This is a genomic window from Streptomyces sp. NPDC057438 (assembly GCF_042802995.1).
In the GTDB taxonomy this organism is placed as follows: domain Bacteria; phylum Actinomycetota; class Actinomycetes; order Streptomycetales; family Streptomycetaceae; genus Streptomyces.
On record NZ_JBHVDD010000025.1, the window covers coordinates 77,514 to 95,989 of the forward strand.

At 72.9% G+C, this 18,476-nt stretch carries 18 protein-coding genes; 15 read left to right on the plus strand and 3 right to left on the minus strand.

All coding sequences use genetic code 11. The features are described from left to right. Window positions 1-203 precede the first annotated feature (203 nt). From ACFU5F_RS16675 to ACFU5F_RS16710, 8 genes are all read left to right on the plus strand, one after another. Window positions 204-1,313 (plus strand): nitronate monooxygenase, encoded by a 1,110-nt coding sequence (locus ACFU5F_RS16675; RefSeq protein ID WP_383887465.1) that lies wholly within the window; start codon window positions 204-206, stop codon window positions 1,311-1,313. After that, complete coding sequence (locus ACFU5F_RS16680) at window positions 1,310-2,050, plus strand: 16S rRNA (uracil(1498)-N(3))-methyltransferase (protein WP_383887467.1); 741 nt, start codon at window positions 1,310-1,312, stop codon at window positions 2,048-2,050. Before ACFU5F_RS16675 ends, ACFU5F_RS16680 begins: the two co-directional genes overlap by 4 nt. A 43-nt stretch (window positions 2,051-2,093) precedes the next feature. After that, on the plus strand, window positions 2,094-2,486 hold the full coding sequence (locus tag ACFU5F_RS16685) for a VOC family protein (protein ID WP_383887469.1): 393 nt from the start codon (window positions 2,094-2,096) through the stop codon (window positions 2,484-2,486). Window positions 2,487-2,667: 181 nt separating this feature from the next. Next, the gene (locus tag ACFU5F_RS16690; protein ID WP_383887500.1) at window positions 2,668-3,132 is read left to right on the plus strand and encodes a hypothetical protein; all 465 of its coding nucleotides are present in this window, start codon (window positions 2,668-2,670) and stop codon (window positions 3,130-3,132) included. Between the two features lie 89 nt (window positions 3,133-3,221). Then, a complete protein-coding gene (locus ACFU5F_RS16695) occupies window positions 3,222-6,434 on the plus strand; it encodes a S41 family peptidase (protein ID WP_383887470.1) in 3,213 nt (1,070 codons plus the stop codon). A 304-nt stretch (window positions 6,435-6,738) separates the two neighbouring features. Continuing rightward, on the plus strand, window positions 6,739-7,092 hold the full coding sequence (locus ACFU5F_RS16700; RefSeq protein ID WP_383887472.1) for an HIT domain-containing protein: 354 nt from the start codon (window positions 6,739-6,741) through the stop codon (window positions 7,090-7,092). 6 nt (window positions 7,093-7,098) lie between these two features. Next, on the plus strand, window positions 7,099-8,007 hold the full coding sequence (locus tag ACFU5F_RS16705) for a ribonuclease Z (RefSeq protein WP_383887474.1): 909 nt from the start codon (window positions 7,099-7,101) through the stop codon (window positions 8,005-8,007). 20 nt (window positions 8,008-8,027) lie between these two features. Continuing rightward, entirely contained in the window at window positions 8,028-9,020 is a 993-nt protein-coding gene (locus tag ACFU5F_RS16710) for an adenosine deaminase (RefSeq protein ID WP_383887476.1), read from the plus strand. Window positions 9,021-9,061: 41 nt separating this feature from the next. Here the strand turns inward: ACFU5F_RS16710 and ACFU5F_RS16715 are convergent, their stop codons facing one another. The 3 genes from ACFU5F_RS16715 to ACFU5F_RS16725 all read right to left on the minus strand — a co-directional run bounded on the left by ACFU5F_RS16715 (window position 9,062) and on the right by ACFU5F_RS16725 (window position 12,794). Next, the gene (locus tag ACFU5F_RS16715) at window positions 9,062-10,171 is read right to left on the minus strand and encodes a carbohydrate kinase family protein (protein ID WP_383887478.1); all 1,110 of its coding nucleotides are present in this window, start codon (window positions 10,169-10,171) and stop codon (window positions 9,062-9,064) included. Window positions 10,172-10,455: 284 nt separating this feature from the next. After that, window positions 10,456-11,751 carry a glucarate dehydratase family protein gene (locus tag ACFU5F_RS16720; RefSeq protein ID WP_383887480.1) on the minus strand — a complete coding sequence of 432 codons (1,296 nt, stop codon included), beginning with the start codon at window positions 11,749-11,751 and terminating at the stop codon, window positions 10,456-10,458. Beyond that, on the minus strand, window positions 11,748-12,794 hold the full coding sequence (locus ACFU5F_RS16725; RefSeq protein WP_383887482.1) for a 5-dehydro-4-deoxyglucarate dehydratase: 1,047 nt from the start codon (window positions 12,792-12,794) through the stop codon (window positions 11,748-11,750). The genes ACFU5F_RS16720 and ACFU5F_RS16725 overlap by 4 nt, the downstream gene beginning before the upstream one ends. A gap of 106 nt (window positions 12,795-12,900) precedes the next feature. Here ACFU5F_RS16725 and ACFU5F_RS16730 point away from each other — a divergent pair, with 106 nt between their 5' ends. The 7 genes from ACFU5F_RS16730 (at window position 12,901) to ACFU5F_RS16760 (ending at window position 18,437) form a co-directional block, all read left to right on the plus strand. Beyond that, entirely contained in the window at window positions 12,901-13,692 is a 792-nt protein-coding gene (locus tag ACFU5F_RS16730) for an IclR family transcriptional regulator (protein WP_383887484.1), read from the plus strand. 133 nt (window positions 13,693-13,825) lie between these two features. After that, entirely contained in the window at window positions 13,826-14,899 is a 1,074-nt protein-coding gene (locus ACFU5F_RS16735) for a PhoH family protein (RefSeq protein WP_383887486.1), read from the plus strand. 14 nt (window positions 14,900-14,913) lie between these two features. After that, the gene (gene ybeY, locus ACFU5F_RS16740; protein ID WP_059081074.1) at window positions 14,914-15,411 is read left to right on the plus strand and encodes an rRNA maturation RNase YbeY; all 498 of its coding nucleotides are present in this window, start codon (window positions 14,914-14,916) and stop codon (window positions 15,409-15,411) included. Continuing rightward, window positions 15,408-16,715, plus strand: a complete 1,308-nt coding sequence (locus ACFU5F_RS16745; RefSeq protein WP_383887488.1) for a hemolysin family protein — start codon at window positions 15,408-15,410, stop codon at window positions 16,713-16,715. The genes ybeY and ACFU5F_RS16745 overlap by 4 nt, the downstream gene beginning before the upstream one ends. Then, on the plus strand, window positions 16,712-17,071 hold the full coding sequence (locus ACFU5F_RS16750) for an MmcQ/YjbR family DNA-binding protein (protein ID WP_383887490.1): 360 nt from the start codon (window positions 16,712-16,714) through the stop codon (window positions 17,069-17,071). Before ACFU5F_RS16745 ends, ACFU5F_RS16750 begins: the two co-directional genes overlap by 4 nt. Window positions 17,072-17,087: 16 nt before the next feature. Further along, window positions 17,088-17,441, plus strand: a complete 354-nt coding sequence (locus tag ACFU5F_RS16755; RefSeq protein ID WP_383887492.1) for a cytidine deaminase — start codon at window positions 17,088-17,090, stop codon at window positions 17,439-17,441. A 519-nt stretch (window positions 17,442-17,960) separates the two neighbouring features. Next, the gene (locus ACFU5F_RS16760; protein WP_383887494.1) at window positions 17,961-18,437 is read left to right on the plus strand and encodes a hypothetical protein; all 477 of its coding nucleotides are present in this window, start codon (window positions 17,961-17,963) and stop codon (window positions 18,435-18,437) included. The last annotated feature ends 39 nt before the right edge of the window (window positions 18,438-18,476 follow it).

An 18,476-nucleotide genomic window follows, 5' to 3' on the forward strand; every position in this document is an offset into this window, starting at 1 on the left:
CGTCGTCGGGTGCGGCTGCGTGGGGCCGATCGCGCCCACGCGGCGGAGCCGCATATCGACACGGGCCTGGTCGTTCAGGAGGCCAGGGCCTGTGCTTGTGAGGGGCGCGGGGAACTGCGCGAGCAACCCCCGCCCACCCGCACCCGACGAACAACCGTCCGCCTCGATTCGGCTCCACCCGGAGGGCGTGGCACCATGCCGTCATGTCCTCCGCGCTGACCGATCTCGTCCCGCTGCCGATCGTGCAGGCCCCCATGGCGGGCGGCGTGTCCGTGCCGCGGCTGGCCGCCGCCGTGTCCGAGGCGGGCGGGCTGGGCTTCCTCGCCGCCGGGTACAAGACGGCCGACGGGATGTACCAGGAGATCAAGGCGCTGCGGGCCCTCACCTCGCGCCCCTTCGGCGTGAACCTGTTCATGCCACAGCCGGAGTACTCCGAGCCCGCTGCCGTCGACGTCTACGCGGAGCAGCTGGCCGGCGAGGCCACCTGGTACGACGCCGGGCTCGGCGACCCGGACAGCGGACGCGACGACGGCTACGAGGCCAAGCTCGCCGTGCTGCTGGACAACCCCGTGCCGGTGGTGTCGTTCCACTTCGGCTGCCCGACCCCCGAGGTCGTGGAGTCCCTCGCCCGCAAGGGCACGCTCACCCTGGTCACCGCGACCTCGGCGGAGGAGGCCCAGGCCGTGGAGCGGTCCGGGGCCCACGCCGTGATCGTGCAGGGGGTCGAGGCGGGCGGCCACCAGGGCACCCACCGCGACGACCCCGAGCGGGACTGCGCCGGCATCGGCCTGCTCTCCCTGGTCGCCCAGGTCCGCGAGGCCGTGGCGCTGCCGATGGTCGCGGCCGGCGGCATCATGCGCGGCGGTCAGATCGCCGCCCTCCTCACGGCGGGCGTGAGCGCGGCCCAGCTCGGCACGGCCTTCCTCGCCACCGCCGAGTCCGGTGCGCACGCCGTCCACAAGCAGGCCCTGACCGACCCCCTGTTCGTCCGCACCGAGCTGACCCGCGCCTTCTCCGGGCGCCCGGCCCGCGGCCTGCTCAACCGCTTCCTGCGCGAGCACGGCCCGTACGCGCCCGTCGCCTACCCCGAGGTGCACCACCTCACCTCACCGCTGCGCAAGGCCGCCGCCCAGGCCGGCGACGCGCAGGGCATGGCGTTGTGGGCCGGCCAGGGGCACCGGATGGCCCGGAACCTGCCGGCCGGGGAACTGGTCGCGGTGCTGGCCGCCGAGATCGCCGCCGCGCAGGCCGAGCAGGCCGCCGCGCGGGTCGGCAGCCAGGGCGGCGGCCAGACCGGGAGCGAGGGCCGATGACCGCACCCGTGTTCGTGGTGGACCGGTTCGACGGCCGGGGACCGGAGATCGTGCTCGACGGCCCCGAAGGACGGCACGCCGTCTCGGTGAAGCGGATGAAGCCCGGTGAGGACGTCGTCCTCACCGACGGGCGGGGCCGGTGGCTGGAAGGTGTGGTGAAGGCCGCCGAGGGCAAGGACCGGCTGGTCGTCATGGACGTGGGGAGCCTGCGCGAGGAGCCCCCGGCCGAGCCCCGGCTCACCGTCGTCCAGGCGCTGCCCAAGGGCGACCGGGGTGAACTCGCCGTCGAGACCATGACCGAGGTCGGCATCGACGCGATCGTTCCCTGGACGGCCTCCCGCTGCATCACCCAGTGGCGGGGCGACCGGGGGCTGAAGGCGCTCGCCAAGTGGCGGGCCACCGCGCGGGAGGCGGGCAAGCAGTCCCGCCGGACGCGGTTCCCCGAGGTCGCGGACGCGGCCACGAGCAAGCAGGTCGCGGCACTGCTGGCGAAGGCCGACTTCGCCGCCGTCCTGCACGAGAGCGGCGACGAGACCCTGGCGACGGCGGAGCTGCCTGCGGCCGGGGAGATCGTGCTCGTCGTGGGGCCCGAGGGGGGCGTGTCGCCGGAGGAGCTGGCGCTCTTCGGCGAGGCGGGCGCGGGGGCGTACCGACTCGGGCCCAGCGTGCTGCGGACGTCGACCGCCGGAACGGCGGCCGGGGCGCTGCTGCTGGGCAGAACCGGACGCTGGTCCTGACCGCCCCGGTCCCGGCCGCCGTCCCCGTACCCCTGGGAGCATCGTGGAACTCGCACAGGTAAGACTGCTCGTCTCCGACTTCGCCGCGTGCTATCGCTTCTACGCCGACGTCCTCGGGCTGAAACCGCAGTCCGGGGCGGCCGAGGGGCCGTACGAGAAGTTCAGCCCGGCGGTCGGGTCCGCGGGCATCGCCCTGCAGGACCGGGCGATGATGGCGGAGATCCTCGGCGAGCTGGCCGGCGCGGCGAACGGACACAGGTCGCTGGTCGTCCTGCGGGTCGACGACCTCGACGCGTACTGCGAGCAGATCACCGAGCGCGGCGCACACCTGCTGCACGGGCCCGCACCCATGACCGACCGGATGCGCGTGGCCCATCTCAAGGACCCCGAGGGGAACTTGGTGGAGCTGCAGGAATGGCTGCTGATGCGCGGCTGAGGCCGCGTACGCCCGGTGCACCCCCGGTTCACCCTTCCCGGCGGCATGGCCGCACGCGGTCTTCCGCGGCGCGGCCACCGGTGGCAGGCTGCCGTGCATGCGGGTATGGAGGCGTGTCAGGGCGCACCGGACCGGCGGGCGCCGGCTTCTGCTGGGAGCCGGGCTCGGACTCGGCGCCGTCATGAGCCTGGTGGCCTGTGAGGGCGGCGGGCTCAACACCGGCGCGGTCGCGTTCACGACGGACCAGCTGGCCACCAAGGAGCTGGAGCGGGAGGGCCTCGACGTCCGGTGGCTGACCTGCACGGCCTCGTACGACGGCGACGCGGGCAAGAAGTCCGGGTCGCCGTCCGCGTCCGTCGCCACCGTCGCGGACGTCGACTGCACGGGTGAGGACAAGGAAGGCCGGGACATCAGCCTCACCGGCAAGGTGACGAAAGGCGTCAACGGCAGGTGCGTACGCGGGGACCTGACCGCGAAGGTCGGCGGCAAGGAGTGGTTCCACGTCGAGGGGCTCGGCAACTGCGACGCCCCCGCCCCGAGCACCGGGCCGACGGATCCGGACCGGCCGGGACCGACCGTGACGGTCACCGTCACCCAGACCATCTGGTGCCAGAAGGACCCGGCGTGCGTGCCCGAGGGCAAGTGAGGCCCGGCCCCGAGGGCAACCGGGGCCCGGGTCGAGGGACATGATCCAAACCCCTCCCCATCAGACCGAACGCTGCTTACAGTGACCGGGTGACTCAGCTCGCGTATTTCCGGTATCCGCACCTGCACGGCGACCTGGTCGCCTTCACCGCCGAGGACGACGTGTGGGTCGCGCCTCTGGACGGCGGCCGTGCCTGGCGGGTCAGCGCGGACAACGTGCCCGTGAACCATCCCCGGATCTCCCCCGACGGCGCCACGCTCGCGTGGACCTCCACACGGGACGGCGCGCCCGAGGTGCATGTGGCGCCCGTCGACGGCGGATCGGCCAGGCGCCTGACGTACTGGGGGAGTTGGCGCACCCAGGTGCGCGGCTGGACACCCGACGGCCGGGTCCTCGCGCTCAGCACCGAGGGGCAGGCCAGCCTCCGGCGGAGCTGGGCGCGCGCCGTCCCGCTCGACGGCGGGCCGGCCACCACCCTCCCGTACGGGCCGGTCGGCGATGTCGCCCACGGTCCCGCCACCGTGCTGCTGTCCGCGCCGATGGGTCGCGAGGCCGCCTGGTGGAAGCGCTACCGGGGCGGCACGGCGGGCAAGCTGTGGATCGACCGCACCGACGCCGGTGACGAGAACACCGGGGAGTTCACCCGTCTGCACGCCGAGTTGGACGGCAACCTCGAATACCCGCTGTGGGTGGGGGACCGGATCGCGTTCCTCTCCGACCACGAGGGCGTCGGGGCGCTGTACTCCTCCCTCTCCGACGGCTCCGACCTGCGCCGGCACACACCTCTCGACGGTTTCTACGCCCGCCACGCGGCCACCGACGGCACCCGGGTCGTGTACGCGGCCGCGGGTGAACTGTGGCTGCTGGACGACCTGGACGGGGCCGAACCGCGCAGGCTCGACATCCGCCTCGGCGGGCAGCGCGTCGACCTCCAGCCCTTCCCGGCGAACGCGTCCCGCTGGTTCGGTTCCGCCTCGCCCGACCACACCGCCCGGGGCAGTGCCGTCTCCGTGCGCGGCTCGGTCCACTTCGTCACCCACCGCTCCGGCCCCGCCCGCGCGCTCGCCGCCGAGCAGGGCGTCCGGGCCCGGCTGCCGCGCACCTTCCGGGTGGAGGGCGAGGAGTGGGTGGTGTGGGTGACGGACGCCGAGGGCGACGACGCGCTGGAGTTCGCCCCCGCGACCGGTGCCGCCCCGGGCGCCACCCCGCGCCGGCTCGCCGCCGGGCAGCTGGGCCGCGTCCTCGGGCTCGCGGTCGCGCCGGACGGCAGCCGGGTCGCCGTCGCCGCGCACGACGGCCGGGTCCTGCTCGTCGAACGGGAGACGGGGGAGGTGCGGGAGGTCGACCGCAGCGCGGACGGCGAGGTGTCGGGGCTGGTCTTCTCGCCCGACTCCGCCTGGCTCGCGTGGTCGCACCCCGGCCCGCGCCCGCTGCGGCAGCTCAAGCTCGCCAACACCGCCGACCTGTCCGTCACCGAGGCGACCCCGCTCCGCTTCCAGGACTTCTCGCCGACGTTCACCCTCGACGGCAAGCACCTCGCCTTCCTCTCCGCCCGCGCCTTCGACCCCGTCTACGACGAACACGTCTTCGACCTCCACTTCGTCAGCGGGGCCAGGCCGCACCTCATCACGCTCGCCGCGACCACCCCGTCGCCCTTCGGGCCGCAGCGGCACGGGCGCCCGTTCGAGGCGCCCGACAAGGACGAGACCCCGGACAGCGAGGGCGCCCCGGCGACCCGGATCGACCTGGACGGGCTCGCCGACCGGATCGTCCCCTTCCCGGTCGAGGCCGCCCGCTACTCCACGCTCCGCGCCGCCAAGGACGGTGTCCTGTGGCTGCACCACCCCGTCACCGGCGTCCTCGGCCACTCCCGGGCCACCCCCGAGGACCCCGAGCCGAAGACCTCCCTGGAGCGCTACGACCTCGCCCAGCGGCGTCTCGAACACCTCGCCTCCGACGCCGACCACTTCGCCGTCAGCGGCGACGGCAAACGGGTCCTGCTGTGGACCGACGGCAAGCTCAAGGTCGTCCCCAGCGACCGGCGCGCCTCGAACGACGACGAGAGCGACAGCAACGTCACCGTCGACCTCTCGCGCGTCCGGCAGACCGTCGACCCGGCCGCCGAATGGCGCCAGATGTTCGACGAGACCGGCCGTCTGATGCGGGACAACTTCTGGCGCCCGGACCTCGGCGGCGTCGACTGGGACGGCGTCCTGGACCGGTACCGCCCCGTCCTGGAGCGGGTGGCCACCCACGACGACCTCGTGGACCTGCTGTGGGAGGTGCAGGGCGAGCTCGGGACCTCGCACGCGTACGTGACCCCGCGCGGCCGGGGCGGCTCCGGTGACCGGCGGCAGGGGCTGCTCGGGGCGGACGTCTCCCGGCACGAGGACGGCAGCTGGCGCATCGACCGGGTGCTGCCCTCGGAGACCTCCGACCCGGACGCGCACTCGCCGCTCGCCGCGCCCGGGGTGGCCGTGCGGGCCGGGGACGCGATCGTCGCCGTGGGCGGCCGGCCGGTCGACCCGGTGGCCGGGCCCGGACCGCTGCTCGTCGGCACGGCGGGCAAGGCGGTCGAGCTGACCGTCCTGCCGGCCGGCGGCGGGGACCTGCGGCATCCCGTGGTGGTGCCCATCTCCGACGAGGAGCCGCTGCGCTATCACGCGTGGGTGGCGGACCGGCGGGCCTACGTCCACGAGAGGTCCGGCGGCCGGCTCGGGTATCTGCACGTGCCCGACATGGTCGGCTCCGGCTGGGCGCAGCTCCACCGCGACCTGCGGGTCGAGGTCGCCCGGGAGGGGCTCGTCGTGGACGTCCGGGAGAACCGGGGCGGGCACACCTCGCAGCTCGTCGTGGAGAAGCTGGCGCGGCGGATCGTCGGCTGGGACCTGCCGCGCGGGATGCGCGCGACCAGCTACCCCGACGACGCGCCCCGGGGGCCCGTCGTCGCCGTCGCCAACGAGTTCTCCGGGTCCGACGGGGACATCGTCAACGCGGCGATCACGGCGCTCGGGATCGGGCCGGTGGTGGGGACGCGGACGTGGGGCGGTGTCGTCGGGATCGACAGCCGCTACCGGCTGGTGGACGGCACGCTCGTGACACAGCCGAAGTACGCGTTCTGGCTGGAGGGGTACGGCTGGGGCGTGGAGAACCACGGGGTCGATCCGGACGTGGAGGTCGTGCAGGCGCCGCAGGATCACGCGGCGGGGCGTGACCCACAGTTGGACGAGGCGATCCGGATCGCGCTGGAGGGGCTGGAGACGACACCGGCGAAGGTGGCACCCCCGTTGCCGGAGGCGTAGCGGCGCGGGGGTGCGTGGTCGGGTGCGGGTGCGTGGGGGGCTGGTCGCGCAGTTCCCCGCGCCCCTGAGAAGCGGGGGCTGCGCCCACTGCTTTTCAGGCCCGCCGCCGGTCGCCTTCCAGAGCCGTGGGGGTCCTGGGCTTTCAGGCCCGCGGGGCCTGGGCTTTCCAGGGCGCCGGTAACTGCGCGAGAAGCCCACCGGGCCCGCACCCGACCACGCTCCCGCACCAACACCCGCGCCCTCGTCGCACCCTGGCGCTACCATGCCCCCGGTAAGGGATCACCGGTGGCTGGGAGGCACGCGCATGGCTGGGGAGCCGCAGGACGACTGCCTGTTCTGCAAGATCGTGGCGGGACACGTCCCGGCGACGATCGTGCGGGAGACCGACACGACCGTCGCGTTCAGGGACATCAACCCCCAGGCGCCGACGCACGTCCTGGTCATCCCGAAGGCGCACTACGCGGACGCCGCGACCCTCGCCGCCGCCGCCCCGGACCTCGCCGCCGACGTCCTGCGCGAGACGCGGGCCGTCGCCGAGGAGGACAAGCTGGAGAGCTACCGGATCGTCTTCAACACCGGCACCGGCGCCGGCCAGACCGTGTTCCACGCGCACGCCCACGTCGTCGGCGGCCGCGGCCTGCAGTGGCCCCCCGGGTAGCGCGCCGTGTCCGTACGTGAACTGGTGGTCCTCGGCACCGCCAGCCAGGTCCCGACCCGGCACCGCAACCACAACGGCTATCTGCTGCGCTGGGACGCGCAGGGGCTGCTGTTCGACCCGGGCGAGGGCACCCAGCGGCAGATGCTGCGCGCCGGGGTCGCCGCACACGACCTGAACCGGATATGCGTCACCCACTTCCACGGGGACCACTCGCTGGGGCTGGCCGGTGTCATCCAGCGGATCAACCTCGACCGGGTCCCGCACGAGGTCACCGCGCACTACCCGCGCTCCGGGCAGCGGTTCTTCGACCGGCTGCGGTACGCCACCGCGTACCGGGAGACGGTCCAGCTGGTCCAGGCGCCGGTCGACGGGGACGGCGGGACACTGGCCGCCGACTCCTCGTACACCCTCGACGCGCGCAGGCTCTCGCACCCCGTCGAGTCCTACGGCTACCGGCTCGTCGAACCCGACGGGCGCCGGATGCTGCCCGATCGGCTCGCCGAGCGCGGGATCGCGGGGCCCGACATCGGACGGATCCAGCGGGAGGGCGCGGTCGGCGACGTCACCCTGGACGACGTGAGCGAGCCGCGGCGCGGACAGCGGTTCGCGTTCGTCATGGACACCCGGCTGTGCGACGGGGTCTACGCCCTCGCCGACGCGGCCGACATGCTCGTCATCGAGTCCACGTTCCTCGACGAGGACGTCCAACTCGCCGTGGACCACGGGCATCTGACGGCTGGACAGGCTGCCTCGGTCGCCCGCGACTGCGGCGTACGGCATCTCGTGCTCACCCACTTCAGCCAGCGGTACTCCGATCCCGCCGAGTTCGAACGGCAGGCGCGCGCCGCCGGGTTCGAGGGGGAGCTGACCGTGGCGCACGACCTGCTGCGGGTGGCGCTTCCGAAACGGCGGTAGAGCGGCCGTACGATGCTTTGATGCCCCTCCCCAAAGCTGAACTGCACCTGCACATCGAAGGCACCCTGGAACCGGAGCTGGCGTTCGCGCTGGCGGACCGGAACGAGGTGGCGCTGCCGTACGCGGACACGGACGCGCTCCGTAAGGCGTACGAGTTCGAGGATCTGCAGTCGTTCCTGAATCTGTACTACGAGCTGATGGCCGTCCTGCGCACCGAGCGGGACTTCGCCGACCTCGCCGACGCCTATCTGGCCCGCGCCGCCGCCCAGGGCGTACGCCACGCGGAGATCTTCTTCGATCCGCAGGCCCACATCGCGCGGGGTGTGGACATGGGGACGGTCGTCGAGGGACTGTGGCGGGCGCTGGGGCGGAGCGAGGAGACCCACGGCGTCTCCACGCGGCTGATCATGTGCTTTCTGCGGGACGAGTCCGCCGAGTCGGCCCTCGCCACCCTGGACGCGGCGAAGCCGTACCTCGACCGGATCACCGGGATCGGGCTGGACTCCGCCGAGGTCGGGCATCCGCCGGTCAAGTTCCGCGCGGTGTACGAGGCGGCCGCCGCGCTGGGACTGCGGCGGGTCGCGCACGCGGGGGAGGAGGGGCCGCCGGAGTACATCACCGAGGCCCTCGACGTCCTCGGTGTCGAACGGGTCGACCACGGGCTGCGGTGTATGGAGGACCCGGCCCTCGTCGAACGGCTGGTGCGGGACCGGATCCCGCTGACGCTGTGCCCGCTGTCGAACGTGCGGCTGCGGACCGTCGACACCCTCGCCGACCACCCCCTGCCCGCCATGCTCGACGCGGGCCTGCTCTGCACGGTCAACTCCGACGACCCGGCCTACTTCGGCGGGTACGCAGGCGACAACTTCGACGCCGTGCGGCGCACGCTCGGCCTGAGCGAGGAGCGGCTGCGCGCACTGGCCCGCAACTCCTTCACCGCCTCCTTCCTGGAGGACGACGAGGAGCGGCGGGCCCGGTACCTCGCCGAGGTGGACGCGTACGAGTTCGGCTGAGACGGGGGCCTCGTGACCCGCGGACGAACCGCCGGCGGCCGTCAGGCCGAGCGGCGGAAGCCGATCGTGGGGACCGCCCGGCGCAGCGGCCAGGGGCTGACGTGGTCCGTCGGCAGCAGGTCCGCGAGGAAGGCGTACCGGCGCAGCGCCTCGGGGTCCTGGCCGTCCAGCGACCGCACCCGGCGCCACCACGCGGCCAGCTCCGACCAGCCGGGAGCGGACAGCGACCCGCCGAACTCCTGCACCGACAGGGCGGCGGTCAGGCCCGCGAAGGCCAGCCGGTCCGCGAGGGGCCAGTCCGCAAGGGTGCCGGTGACGAAGCCGGCCACGAACACGTCACCCGCGCCCGTGGGGTCCAGGGCCTCCACGGCGATGGCCGGCACCTCCGCCGTCTCGCCGGTCCGGCCGTCCACGGCGTACGCGCCCTCCGCGCCCAGGGTCACCACGGCCACCGGGACGTGGTCGGTCAGGGCGCGGGCGGCGGCCCGGGGGCACTCGGCGCCGGTGTACCGCATCGCCTCGGCCGCGTTGGGCAGGAACGCCTCGCAGTGGGCGAGATCGGGCAGGCCCGCCAGGTCCCAGGCGCCGGTCTCGTCCCAGCCGACGTCCGCGAAGATCCGGGTGCCCGTGCTCGCGGCGCGCGCGATCCAGGGGGCGCGCACGCCGGGCGTGAGGGAGGCGACGGCGGCGCGGGCGTGGGGCGGGTACTCCGGCTCGGACTGCTCCGGGGGTGCGGCGTGGCCGTGGGAGACCATCGTGCGTTCGCCCTCGTAGGCCATGGAGACCGTGACCGGGGAGTGCCAGCCGAGGACCGTGCGGGAGGCGGAGAGGTCGATGCCCTCGCCCTGCTCCAGGGCGTCCCAGCAGTACTCGCCGTAGTGGTCGTCACCGAAGGCCGCCGCGAGGGAGGTCTTCAGGCCCAGCCGGGCCAGGGCCGTGGCCATGTTGGCCACACCGCCGGGGCTCGATCCCATGCCGCGCGCCCAGGACTCCGTCCCGCGCACCGGGGCGGAGTCGAGGCCGGTGAAGATGATGTCGAGGAAGACGGTGCCCGTCAGGTAGACGTCCCAGGGCGGGTCGTCCGGTGCGCGCAGGGCCCTCAGCGGGTCTACCTGGGGCCGGTGCGGTCGCTCTCCCTTGAACGCGGTCACGATGTGCTCCCTGGCGTGGTGCGGATCCAGCCAGTCTGCACCACGCGCTCCGCTCGGGGGTGCGGGTCGGGGTGGTGGGGGGGCTCGGGTGTGTTGTCGGGCGCGGGTGCGTGGGGGCTGGTCGCGCAGGTCCCCGCTTTCCTGAGAAGCAGGGGCTGCGCCCACTGCTTTTCATGCCTGCCGCCCCTGTCGCCTTTCAGGCCCGCAGGGGCCTGATGTTTTCAGGGGCGTGGGGAACTGCGCGAGAAGCCCCACCGGGCCGCAGCGACGACGCACCCGGCGGTCTACCAGCGGGGCATCCGCGGCGTCACCCACCCCGGCTCCGCCACCCGCATCGCCGCCGCGTCGTCCCGCTCCCGCAGGGCACCGTCGTCGGACAGCCAGCGCCGGTGCAGGAACTCCAGCTTCGCCCGGTCGAGTTCGACCCCGAGGCCCGGCGCGTCCGACACCCTGACCGCCCCGTCCTCGAACGTGAGCCGGGACGTGAGGACGTCCTCCGACTGCCAGGGATAGTGGGAGTCGCAGGCGTGGTGCAGATTCGGCACGGTCGAGGCCACCTGGGTCATCGCCGCCAGGCTGATCCCCAGGTGCGTGTTGGAGTGCATGGAGACCCCGACACCGAACACCCGGCAGATCGCGGCCAGTTCACGGGTGTTGCGCAGCCCGCCCCAGTAGTGGTGATCGGAGAGGACGACCTGCACGGCCCCCTTCGTGAACGCCTCCTCGATCTCCGCGAAGGTCGTCACGCACATGTTCGTGGCGAGCGGCACGGGCGTCCCCGCCGCCACCTCGGCCATCGCGGGCGTCCCGAGAGCAGGGTCCTCCAGGTACTCCAGTACGTCCGCCAGCGCGTCGGCGACCCGCAGGGAGGTCGCGACGGTCCACGCCCCGTTGGGGTCCAGCCGCAGCGGATGGCCGGGGAACGCCTCGGCCAGCGCGCGGACCGCCGCGATCTCCTCGTCCGGCGGGAAGACGCCTCCCTTGAGCTTGAACGACGTGAACCCGTACCGGTCCTTGAACCGCCGGGCCTGCGCGACGACCCCGGCCGGGTCCACCGCCGCTCCCCAGTCGTCCTTCTCGCAGGCGACGCCCTCGGGATGCTCCGCCCACTTGTAGAAGAGGTAGGCGCTGTACTCCACGGCGTCCCGGACCTTCCCGCCGAGCAGGGCGTGCACGGGCAGCCCCAGCGCCTTGCCGAGCGCGTCGAGACAGGCGACCTCGAACGCCGAGACGACCGACAGCCGGAGTTTGTCGGCGGTCTGGACGCCCCGCAGCCCGCCCACGTCGACCTGTCGCGAGACCCGCGCCCCGTCGACCGCCACCTCGTCGGCGAGGACGGACAGCGCGTTCAGATCGCTCACCCGGCGGCCCACCAGCTTCCGCGCGAACGGCCGGGCCAGCTCCAGGTACTTGGTGTCGCCGTAGGTCTCGCCCACACCCGTGGTCCCGTCGGCGGTGACGACCTCCACGATCAGTCGCGGGGTGTACGGCTGGTGCACGCCCTGTGTGTTCAGCAGCGGCGGGTCGGCGACCAGGATCGGGGTCAGCCGGACGTCGGTGACGGTCAGGTCGCGGGTCACAGGGCGGCTCCGGCGGTCGGTACGGCGGACACGGGGCGGGTGGGGCCGCCGGCGGGCGTGCCGACCAGGCCGAGACCGTCGGCGAGCAGCTTCTCCAGGTCCGCGAGGTCGGCGGGCGAGGGGTCGGTGAGCGGGGCGCGCACGGGGCCGACGGGGCGGCCACGCAGCCGGGCCGCCGCCTTGACCAGGGAGACCGCGTATCCAGGGCGGCGGTCGCGCAGGTCGACGAACGGCACGTAGAAGCCGCGCAGCAGCCGGTCCACCGCCGCGTCGTCGCCGCCGCGCAGCGCGTCGAAGAAGGCGCCGGCGATCTCGGGCGCGAAGGCGTGCACGGCGGAGGAGTAGGCGGGGACACCGACGGTGGCGTACGCGCGGGCCTGGATCTCGGCGGTGGCGGCGCCGTTGAAGAAGAGGAAGCCCTCGGGGGCGGCGAGCGTGAGGCGCTGCAGCCGGTCGAGGTCGCTGTGGCCGTCCTTGAGGCCGACGACCCGCGGGATCCGGGCGATCCGCCGCAGCGATGCGGCGGTGAGGGCGACCTGGCCGCGCTGGTAGGCGATGAGCGGCAGCCGGGTGCGGGCGGCGATCTCCTCCAGTTGCCGGACCAGGCCCTCCTGCGGGGCGGCGACGAGGTAGTGCGGCAGGACGAGCAGGGCGTCGGCGCCCGCCTCCTCGGCGATCCGTGCGAACCGTACGGCCTGCGCCCAGCCGTAGCCGATGCCCGCGACGACGGGCACCCGGCCCGCGGTGACCTCCACGGCGGCGGTCACGACCTGCCGGTACTCGTCCTCGTCGAGCGAGAAGAACTCGCCGGTGCCGCAGGCGGGGAAGACGGCGCCGGGAGCGGTGGCGACCTGTGCGTCGAGGTGCGCGCGGAAACCCTCGAGGTCGAGGGAGCCGTCGGCGCGGAAGCTGGTGAGCGGGAACGACAGGACGCCGTCCGCCATGCCGTGCCGCAGCCGCCGGACCGTGTCCGCGCAGGGGTCCGCGGCCTGACCGGTCGCCGCTCGGTTCGCCGGGTCCGTGTCGCTGCCCACACGCATCATCTTCCTATGGAGACATCATTCATGTATGGAAATGGAGATTAGGTAAGTGAACGAGGGGCGTCAAGAGGCCCGCGGACGGGGGCGACGGCCCGCATACGATCGGCCCATGGCGGAGACAGACGGCGCCGGGGGCGTCCGCGAGGTGAAATCGGCGGCCCGTACGGTCGACCTGCTGGAACTGCTGGCCGCACGCGGCGACCGCCCGGCACGCCTCCAGGAACTGGCGGACGAGCTGCGGGTCCCGCGCAGCTCCATGTACGCCCTGCTGCAGACCCTGATCGGCCGCGGCTGGGTCCGTACCGACACCACCGGCTCCCTCTACGGCATCGGGATCCGCGCGCTGCTCACCGGCACCGGCTACCTGGACTCGGACCCGCGCGTGCGCGCCGTACGGCCCTATCTCGACGAGGCGTCCGAGGCCCTCGGGGAGACCATCCACCTCGCCCGTCTCGACGGCACGGACGTCGCCTACCTCGCCACCCGCGAGTCCCACGAGTACCTGCGCACGATCACCCGCGTCGGCCGCCGCCTCCCCGCCCACGCCGGCGCCCTCGGCAAGGCCCTCCTCGCCGAACGCCCCGACACGGACCTCCCCGAGGGGCCCTACGAGGCGCTCACCCCGAACACCCGCACCACCCGCGACGCCCTCGCCGCCGACCTCGCCGCCGTCCGTGCCCGCGGCTACGCCGTCGACCGCGAGGAGGGCGTCACCGGCATCGTCGGCTTCGGCTTCGCCCTGCGCACCGACACCCCGGCCGAGGACGCCGTCAGCTGCTCGGTCCCGGTCGCGCGCCTGACCCCGGAGCACGAGCGCCGCATCGTGGAGGTGATGCGGGAGATCCGCGCGAAGATCGAGGCGGTGACCCCGTCAGGGGCAGGGGTGCCGGTCTGGCGCTGACCGGCGAGGGGCGCGGCCCCGGCCGTCACCCGGTAAAAGCCCTACGGCACTGTCACCGCCGCGTCGTACTCTGGAGAAGGGCGACACGAGCCCCACGGGCAAGAGGAGGAACCGCGGCCTACAGAGCCGGCCCATGACTCAGACACGCACAGTTCGCACCTCCGCGCAGGGCAAGGCGAGAGCGCAGTTCACCGTCCCCGCGGCGCACCCCATGGTGACCGTGCTGGGTTCCGGCGACTCCCTCTTGCGCGTGATCGAGAAGGCCTTCCCGGCGGTCGACATCCATGTCCGGGGCAATGAGATCAGCGCGGTCGGCGAGGCTCCCGAAGTCACTCTCGTCCAGCGCGTGTTCGACGAGATGATGCTGGTGCTCCGCACCGGACAGCCGATGACGGAGGACGCAGTGGAACGCTCGATCGCCATGCTGAGGGCGAGCGAGAACGGGAAGAGCGACGGCCAGGAGACCCCGGCCGAGGTACTGACGCAGAACATCCTGTCCTCGCGCGGCCGCACGATCCGCCCCAAGACGCTCAACCAGAAGCGGTACGTCGACGCCATCGACAAGCACACCGTCGTCTTCGGCATCGGCCCCGCCGGTACGGGCAAGACCTACCTGGCCATGGCCAAGGCCGTCCAGGCCCTGCAGTCCAAGCAGGTCAACCGCATCATCCTGACCCGTCCGGCGGTCGAGGCCGGCGAGCGTCTGGGCTTCCTGCCGGGCACGCTCTACGAGAAGATCGACCCCTATCTGCGCCCGCTGTACGACGCGCTGCACGACATGCTCGACCCGGACTCGATCCCGCGGCTGATGGCCGCCGGGACCATCGAGGTCGCGCCCCTGGCGTACATGCGCGGTCGCACGCTCAACGACGCCTTCATCATCCTCGACGAGGCCCAGAACACCTCGCCCGAGCAGATGAAGATGTTCCTCACCCGCCTCGGTTTCGACTCGAAGATCGTCATCACCGGTGACGTGACCCAGGTCGACCTGCCGAACGGCACGAAGTCCGGTCTGCGTCAGGTGCAGGACATCCTGGAGGGGCTGGACGACGTGCACTTCTCCCGGCTGTCGTCGCAGGATGTCGTACGGCACAAGCTCGTCGGCCGTATCGTCGACGCGTACGAGAAGTACGACAGCGAGCACGGCACCGAGAACGGCGGCCACCAGGGCGGCCGGGGCAGGCAGTCCGGGCCCAAGGGGAAGTAGACAGACACCGCACCATGTCGATCGACGTCAACAACGAGTCCGGAACCGAGGTCGACGAGCAGGCGATCCTCGACATCGCCCGCTACGCGCTGACACGGATGCGCATCCACCCCCTCTCCGAACTGTCGGTGATCGTGGTGGACGCGGACGCCATGGAGCAGCTGCACATCCAGTGGATGGACCTCCCCGGTCCGACCGATGTCATGTCCTTCCCGATGGACGAGCTGCGTCCGCCGTCGAAGGACGACGACGAGCCGCCGCAGGGCCTGCTCGGCGACATCGTGCTCTGTCCCGAGGTCGCCGAGAAGCAGGGCAAGGACGCCGAGACGCAGCACTCCATGGACGAGGAGCTCCAGCTCCTCACCGTCCACGGAGTGCTGCACCTGCTCGGCTACGACCACGAGGAGCCGGACGAGAAGGCCGAGATGTTCGGCCTCCAGGCCGCCATCGTGGACGGCTGGCGCGCGGAGAAGGGCTTCACCGGCCCCTCCCCGGCACCGACCGTGTCATGAGCGCGACTCTCATCGCGGGTGCCGTCGCCCTGGTCGTCGTCGCCTGGCTCGCCGCCTGCGCGGAGGCGGGCCTCGCGCGCGTCTCCAGCTTCCGCGCCGAGGAGGCCGTACGGTCCGGGCGGCGCGGCAGTGCCGGGCTCGCCCAGATCTCCGCGGACCCGACCCGCTATCTGAACCTCGCGCTGCTGGTGCGGGTGGCCTGCGAGATGGCCGCCGCCGCGCTCGTCACCTACGCCTGTCTGCAGGAGTTCGACCGGACCTGGCAGGCCCTGGCCGTCGCGATCGGGGTCATGGTCCTCGTCAGCTACGTGGCCGTCGGGGTCTCGCCCCGCACCATCGGCCGCCAGCACCCCCTGAACACGGCCACGGCGGCGGCGTACGTGCTGCTGCCGCTGGCCAGGGTCATGGGCCCCATCCCCTCGCTGCTCATCCTCATCGGCAACGCGCTGACACCCGGCAAGGGCTTCCGGCGCGGCCCGTTCGCCTCCGAGGCGGAGCTGCGCGCACTGGTCGACCTGGCCGAGAAGGAGTCGCTGATCGAGGCGGAGGAGCGCCGCATGGTGCACTCGGTCTTCGAACTGGGCGACACCCTCGTCCGCGAGGTGATGGTCCCGCGCACCGATCTGGTCGCCATCGAGCGCTACAAGACGATCCGCCAGGCCCTCACCCTCGCCCTGCGCTCCGGTTTCTCCCGTATACCGGTCACCGGCGAGAACGAGGACGACGTCGTCGGGATCGTGTACCTGAAGGACCTGGCCCGCAAGACGCACATCAGCCGGGACGCCGAGAGCGAACTGGTCTCCACGGCCATGCGCCCCGCCGTCTTCGTCCCCGACACCAAGAACGCCGGCGACCTGCTCCGCGAGATGCAGCAGGAGCGCAACCATGTCGCCGTCGTCATCGACGAGTACGGCGGCACCGCCGGGATCGTCACCATCGAGGACATCCTGGAGGAGATCGTCGGCGAGATCACCGACGAGTACGACCGCGAACTCCCGCCGGTGGAGGACCTCGGCGAGGACCGCTACCGCGTCACCGCCCGCCTCGACATCACCGACCTCGGCGAGCTGTACGGCCTGGATGCCTACGACGACGAGGACGTGGAGACCGTGGGCGGCCTCCTCGCCAAGGCCCTGGGCCGCGTGCCCATCGCCGGGGCCTCCTCGGTCGTCGCGCTGCCGGACGAGCGGGAGCTGCGTCTGACGGCGGAGGCCGCGGCAGGACGCCGGAACAAGATCGTCACGGTCCTGGTGGAGCCGATCGGTCCGGCGGGCCCGCCGCAGGAGGAGACGAAGTCCGAGTGACCCCACAGGAGTTGCGTGCCTTCTGCCTCTCGTTCGACGAGGCCGTCGAGGACTTCCCCTTCCGCCCGGAGATCTCCGTCTTCAAGGTCCTCGGCAAGATGTTCGCGCTCAGCTGGATCGACCAGCGCCCCCTCAAGGTCAACCTCAAGTGCGACCCCGAGGACGCGATCCGGCTCCGCACCGCGCACCCCGGCCTGATCGCCCCCGGCTATCACATGAACAAGCGCCATTGGAACACCGTGACCCTCGACGCGAATCTGCCCGACGGTCTGGCCCGGGAGCTGATCGAGGACTCGTACGACCTGGTGGTGGCCGGACTGCCCCGCGCGGACCGGCTCCGGCTCGACCGGGCGTGAAACGTATGCTCGGCTCATGACCGACAGCAGCGCGCTCGCCCCCGAGGACCGCAAGATCGTGACCCTGGCCCGTTCCGCGCGGGCCCGCAACGGGGTGCCCGAGGGGGCGGCCGTCCGGGACGAGACGGGGCGCACCTATGTCGCCGGGACCGTGGCCCTCGACTCCCTGCGGCTGAGCGCGCTGCGCACGGCCGTCGCCATGGCGGTCGCCTCCGGTGCCACCTCCCTGGAGGCGGCGGCCGTGGTGACCGCCGCCGACACCGTCTGCGACGAGGACCGGGCGGCCGTCCGGGACCTCGGCGGCCCGGAGACCCCGGTGCTCCTGGCCGCACCGGACGGGTCCGTACGGGCGACGGTGCAGGCGGGCTGAGAACCACCGGAAGGCCGGCGTGACGCCCCGCCGGCCAGGGGCCCTACGGGGTGGGCCGGGCGGCCGAAGTCCGGCGCCCCCGGTGGTGGCCGTCACGAGGAGCCCGATCCTGGCCGGTGGGTGACGCCGGGGCGCTCGCCGCATAGCGTTACGGCCGGTAACGGCCCTTCGAGCTGCGCGAAACCCATGCGCGGGCGAGTGGACATCCGCGCCGAGCCACCGGCGAAAGCGTGCGGGGCGGGACAGATCGGCGCACCGGCACGGCACCTCGGACGGGTCGGCCCGTGCCGTCGGCGAACGGGTTCGGCCACTTTCACCCGCCCCCGGCACAAGCCGCGGACCGCCCCTTGCAATCTCGAGCCGCCCGCGTCTCAATGGAGCCGTTCTCCTGACGGACCGTCATATTCCGCCGCGCGGCCGCGCAGTGCACCGCCCCCACATGGCAACGCCCGTACCGGGACGTACGGGGCTCCCCCATGCCCCCGTGCGCCTCCCGTACCAGGGAAGGGAATTCGCTCGATGAGACGCATACGACTCGGAGCCGGCTCGGCGCTCCTCGCAGGGACGCTGGCCGTCACCGGCCTCGCGCTCGCCCCCACCGCCGTGGCCGTCACCCCTGACGTCGCGACGATCAACGCCAGCTGCACGATCGGCGGTTCAGGAGTGGCCACGCTCACGGCCACCCAGGACGGCACCTCCGCCACCGTCACCGTCACCTCCGAGGAGATCACCGCTCCGATCGCCCTCGCCGAGGACTCCATCCAGTCCACGCTCACCCTGGTGAACGCGAGCGGCGGCACCGTCGCCTTCACCGGCACCGAGAACCCGGCGCTGGCCGCCGGGGACGGCGTGGAGGTCGGACCCCTCACCGGCACCGTCGCTCCCGGGGACTCCCTGGACGCCTTCGGTGGCTCGCTGCAGATGGTGATCTTCGGGTTCCCCGTGACGTGCACCGCGGGCGCGGCCCAGTCGCCGGGGCCGTTCGTCTTCGACTGACCCGTCGTGGCCCCCTGAGCAACGGGTGAGGGGTGGTGC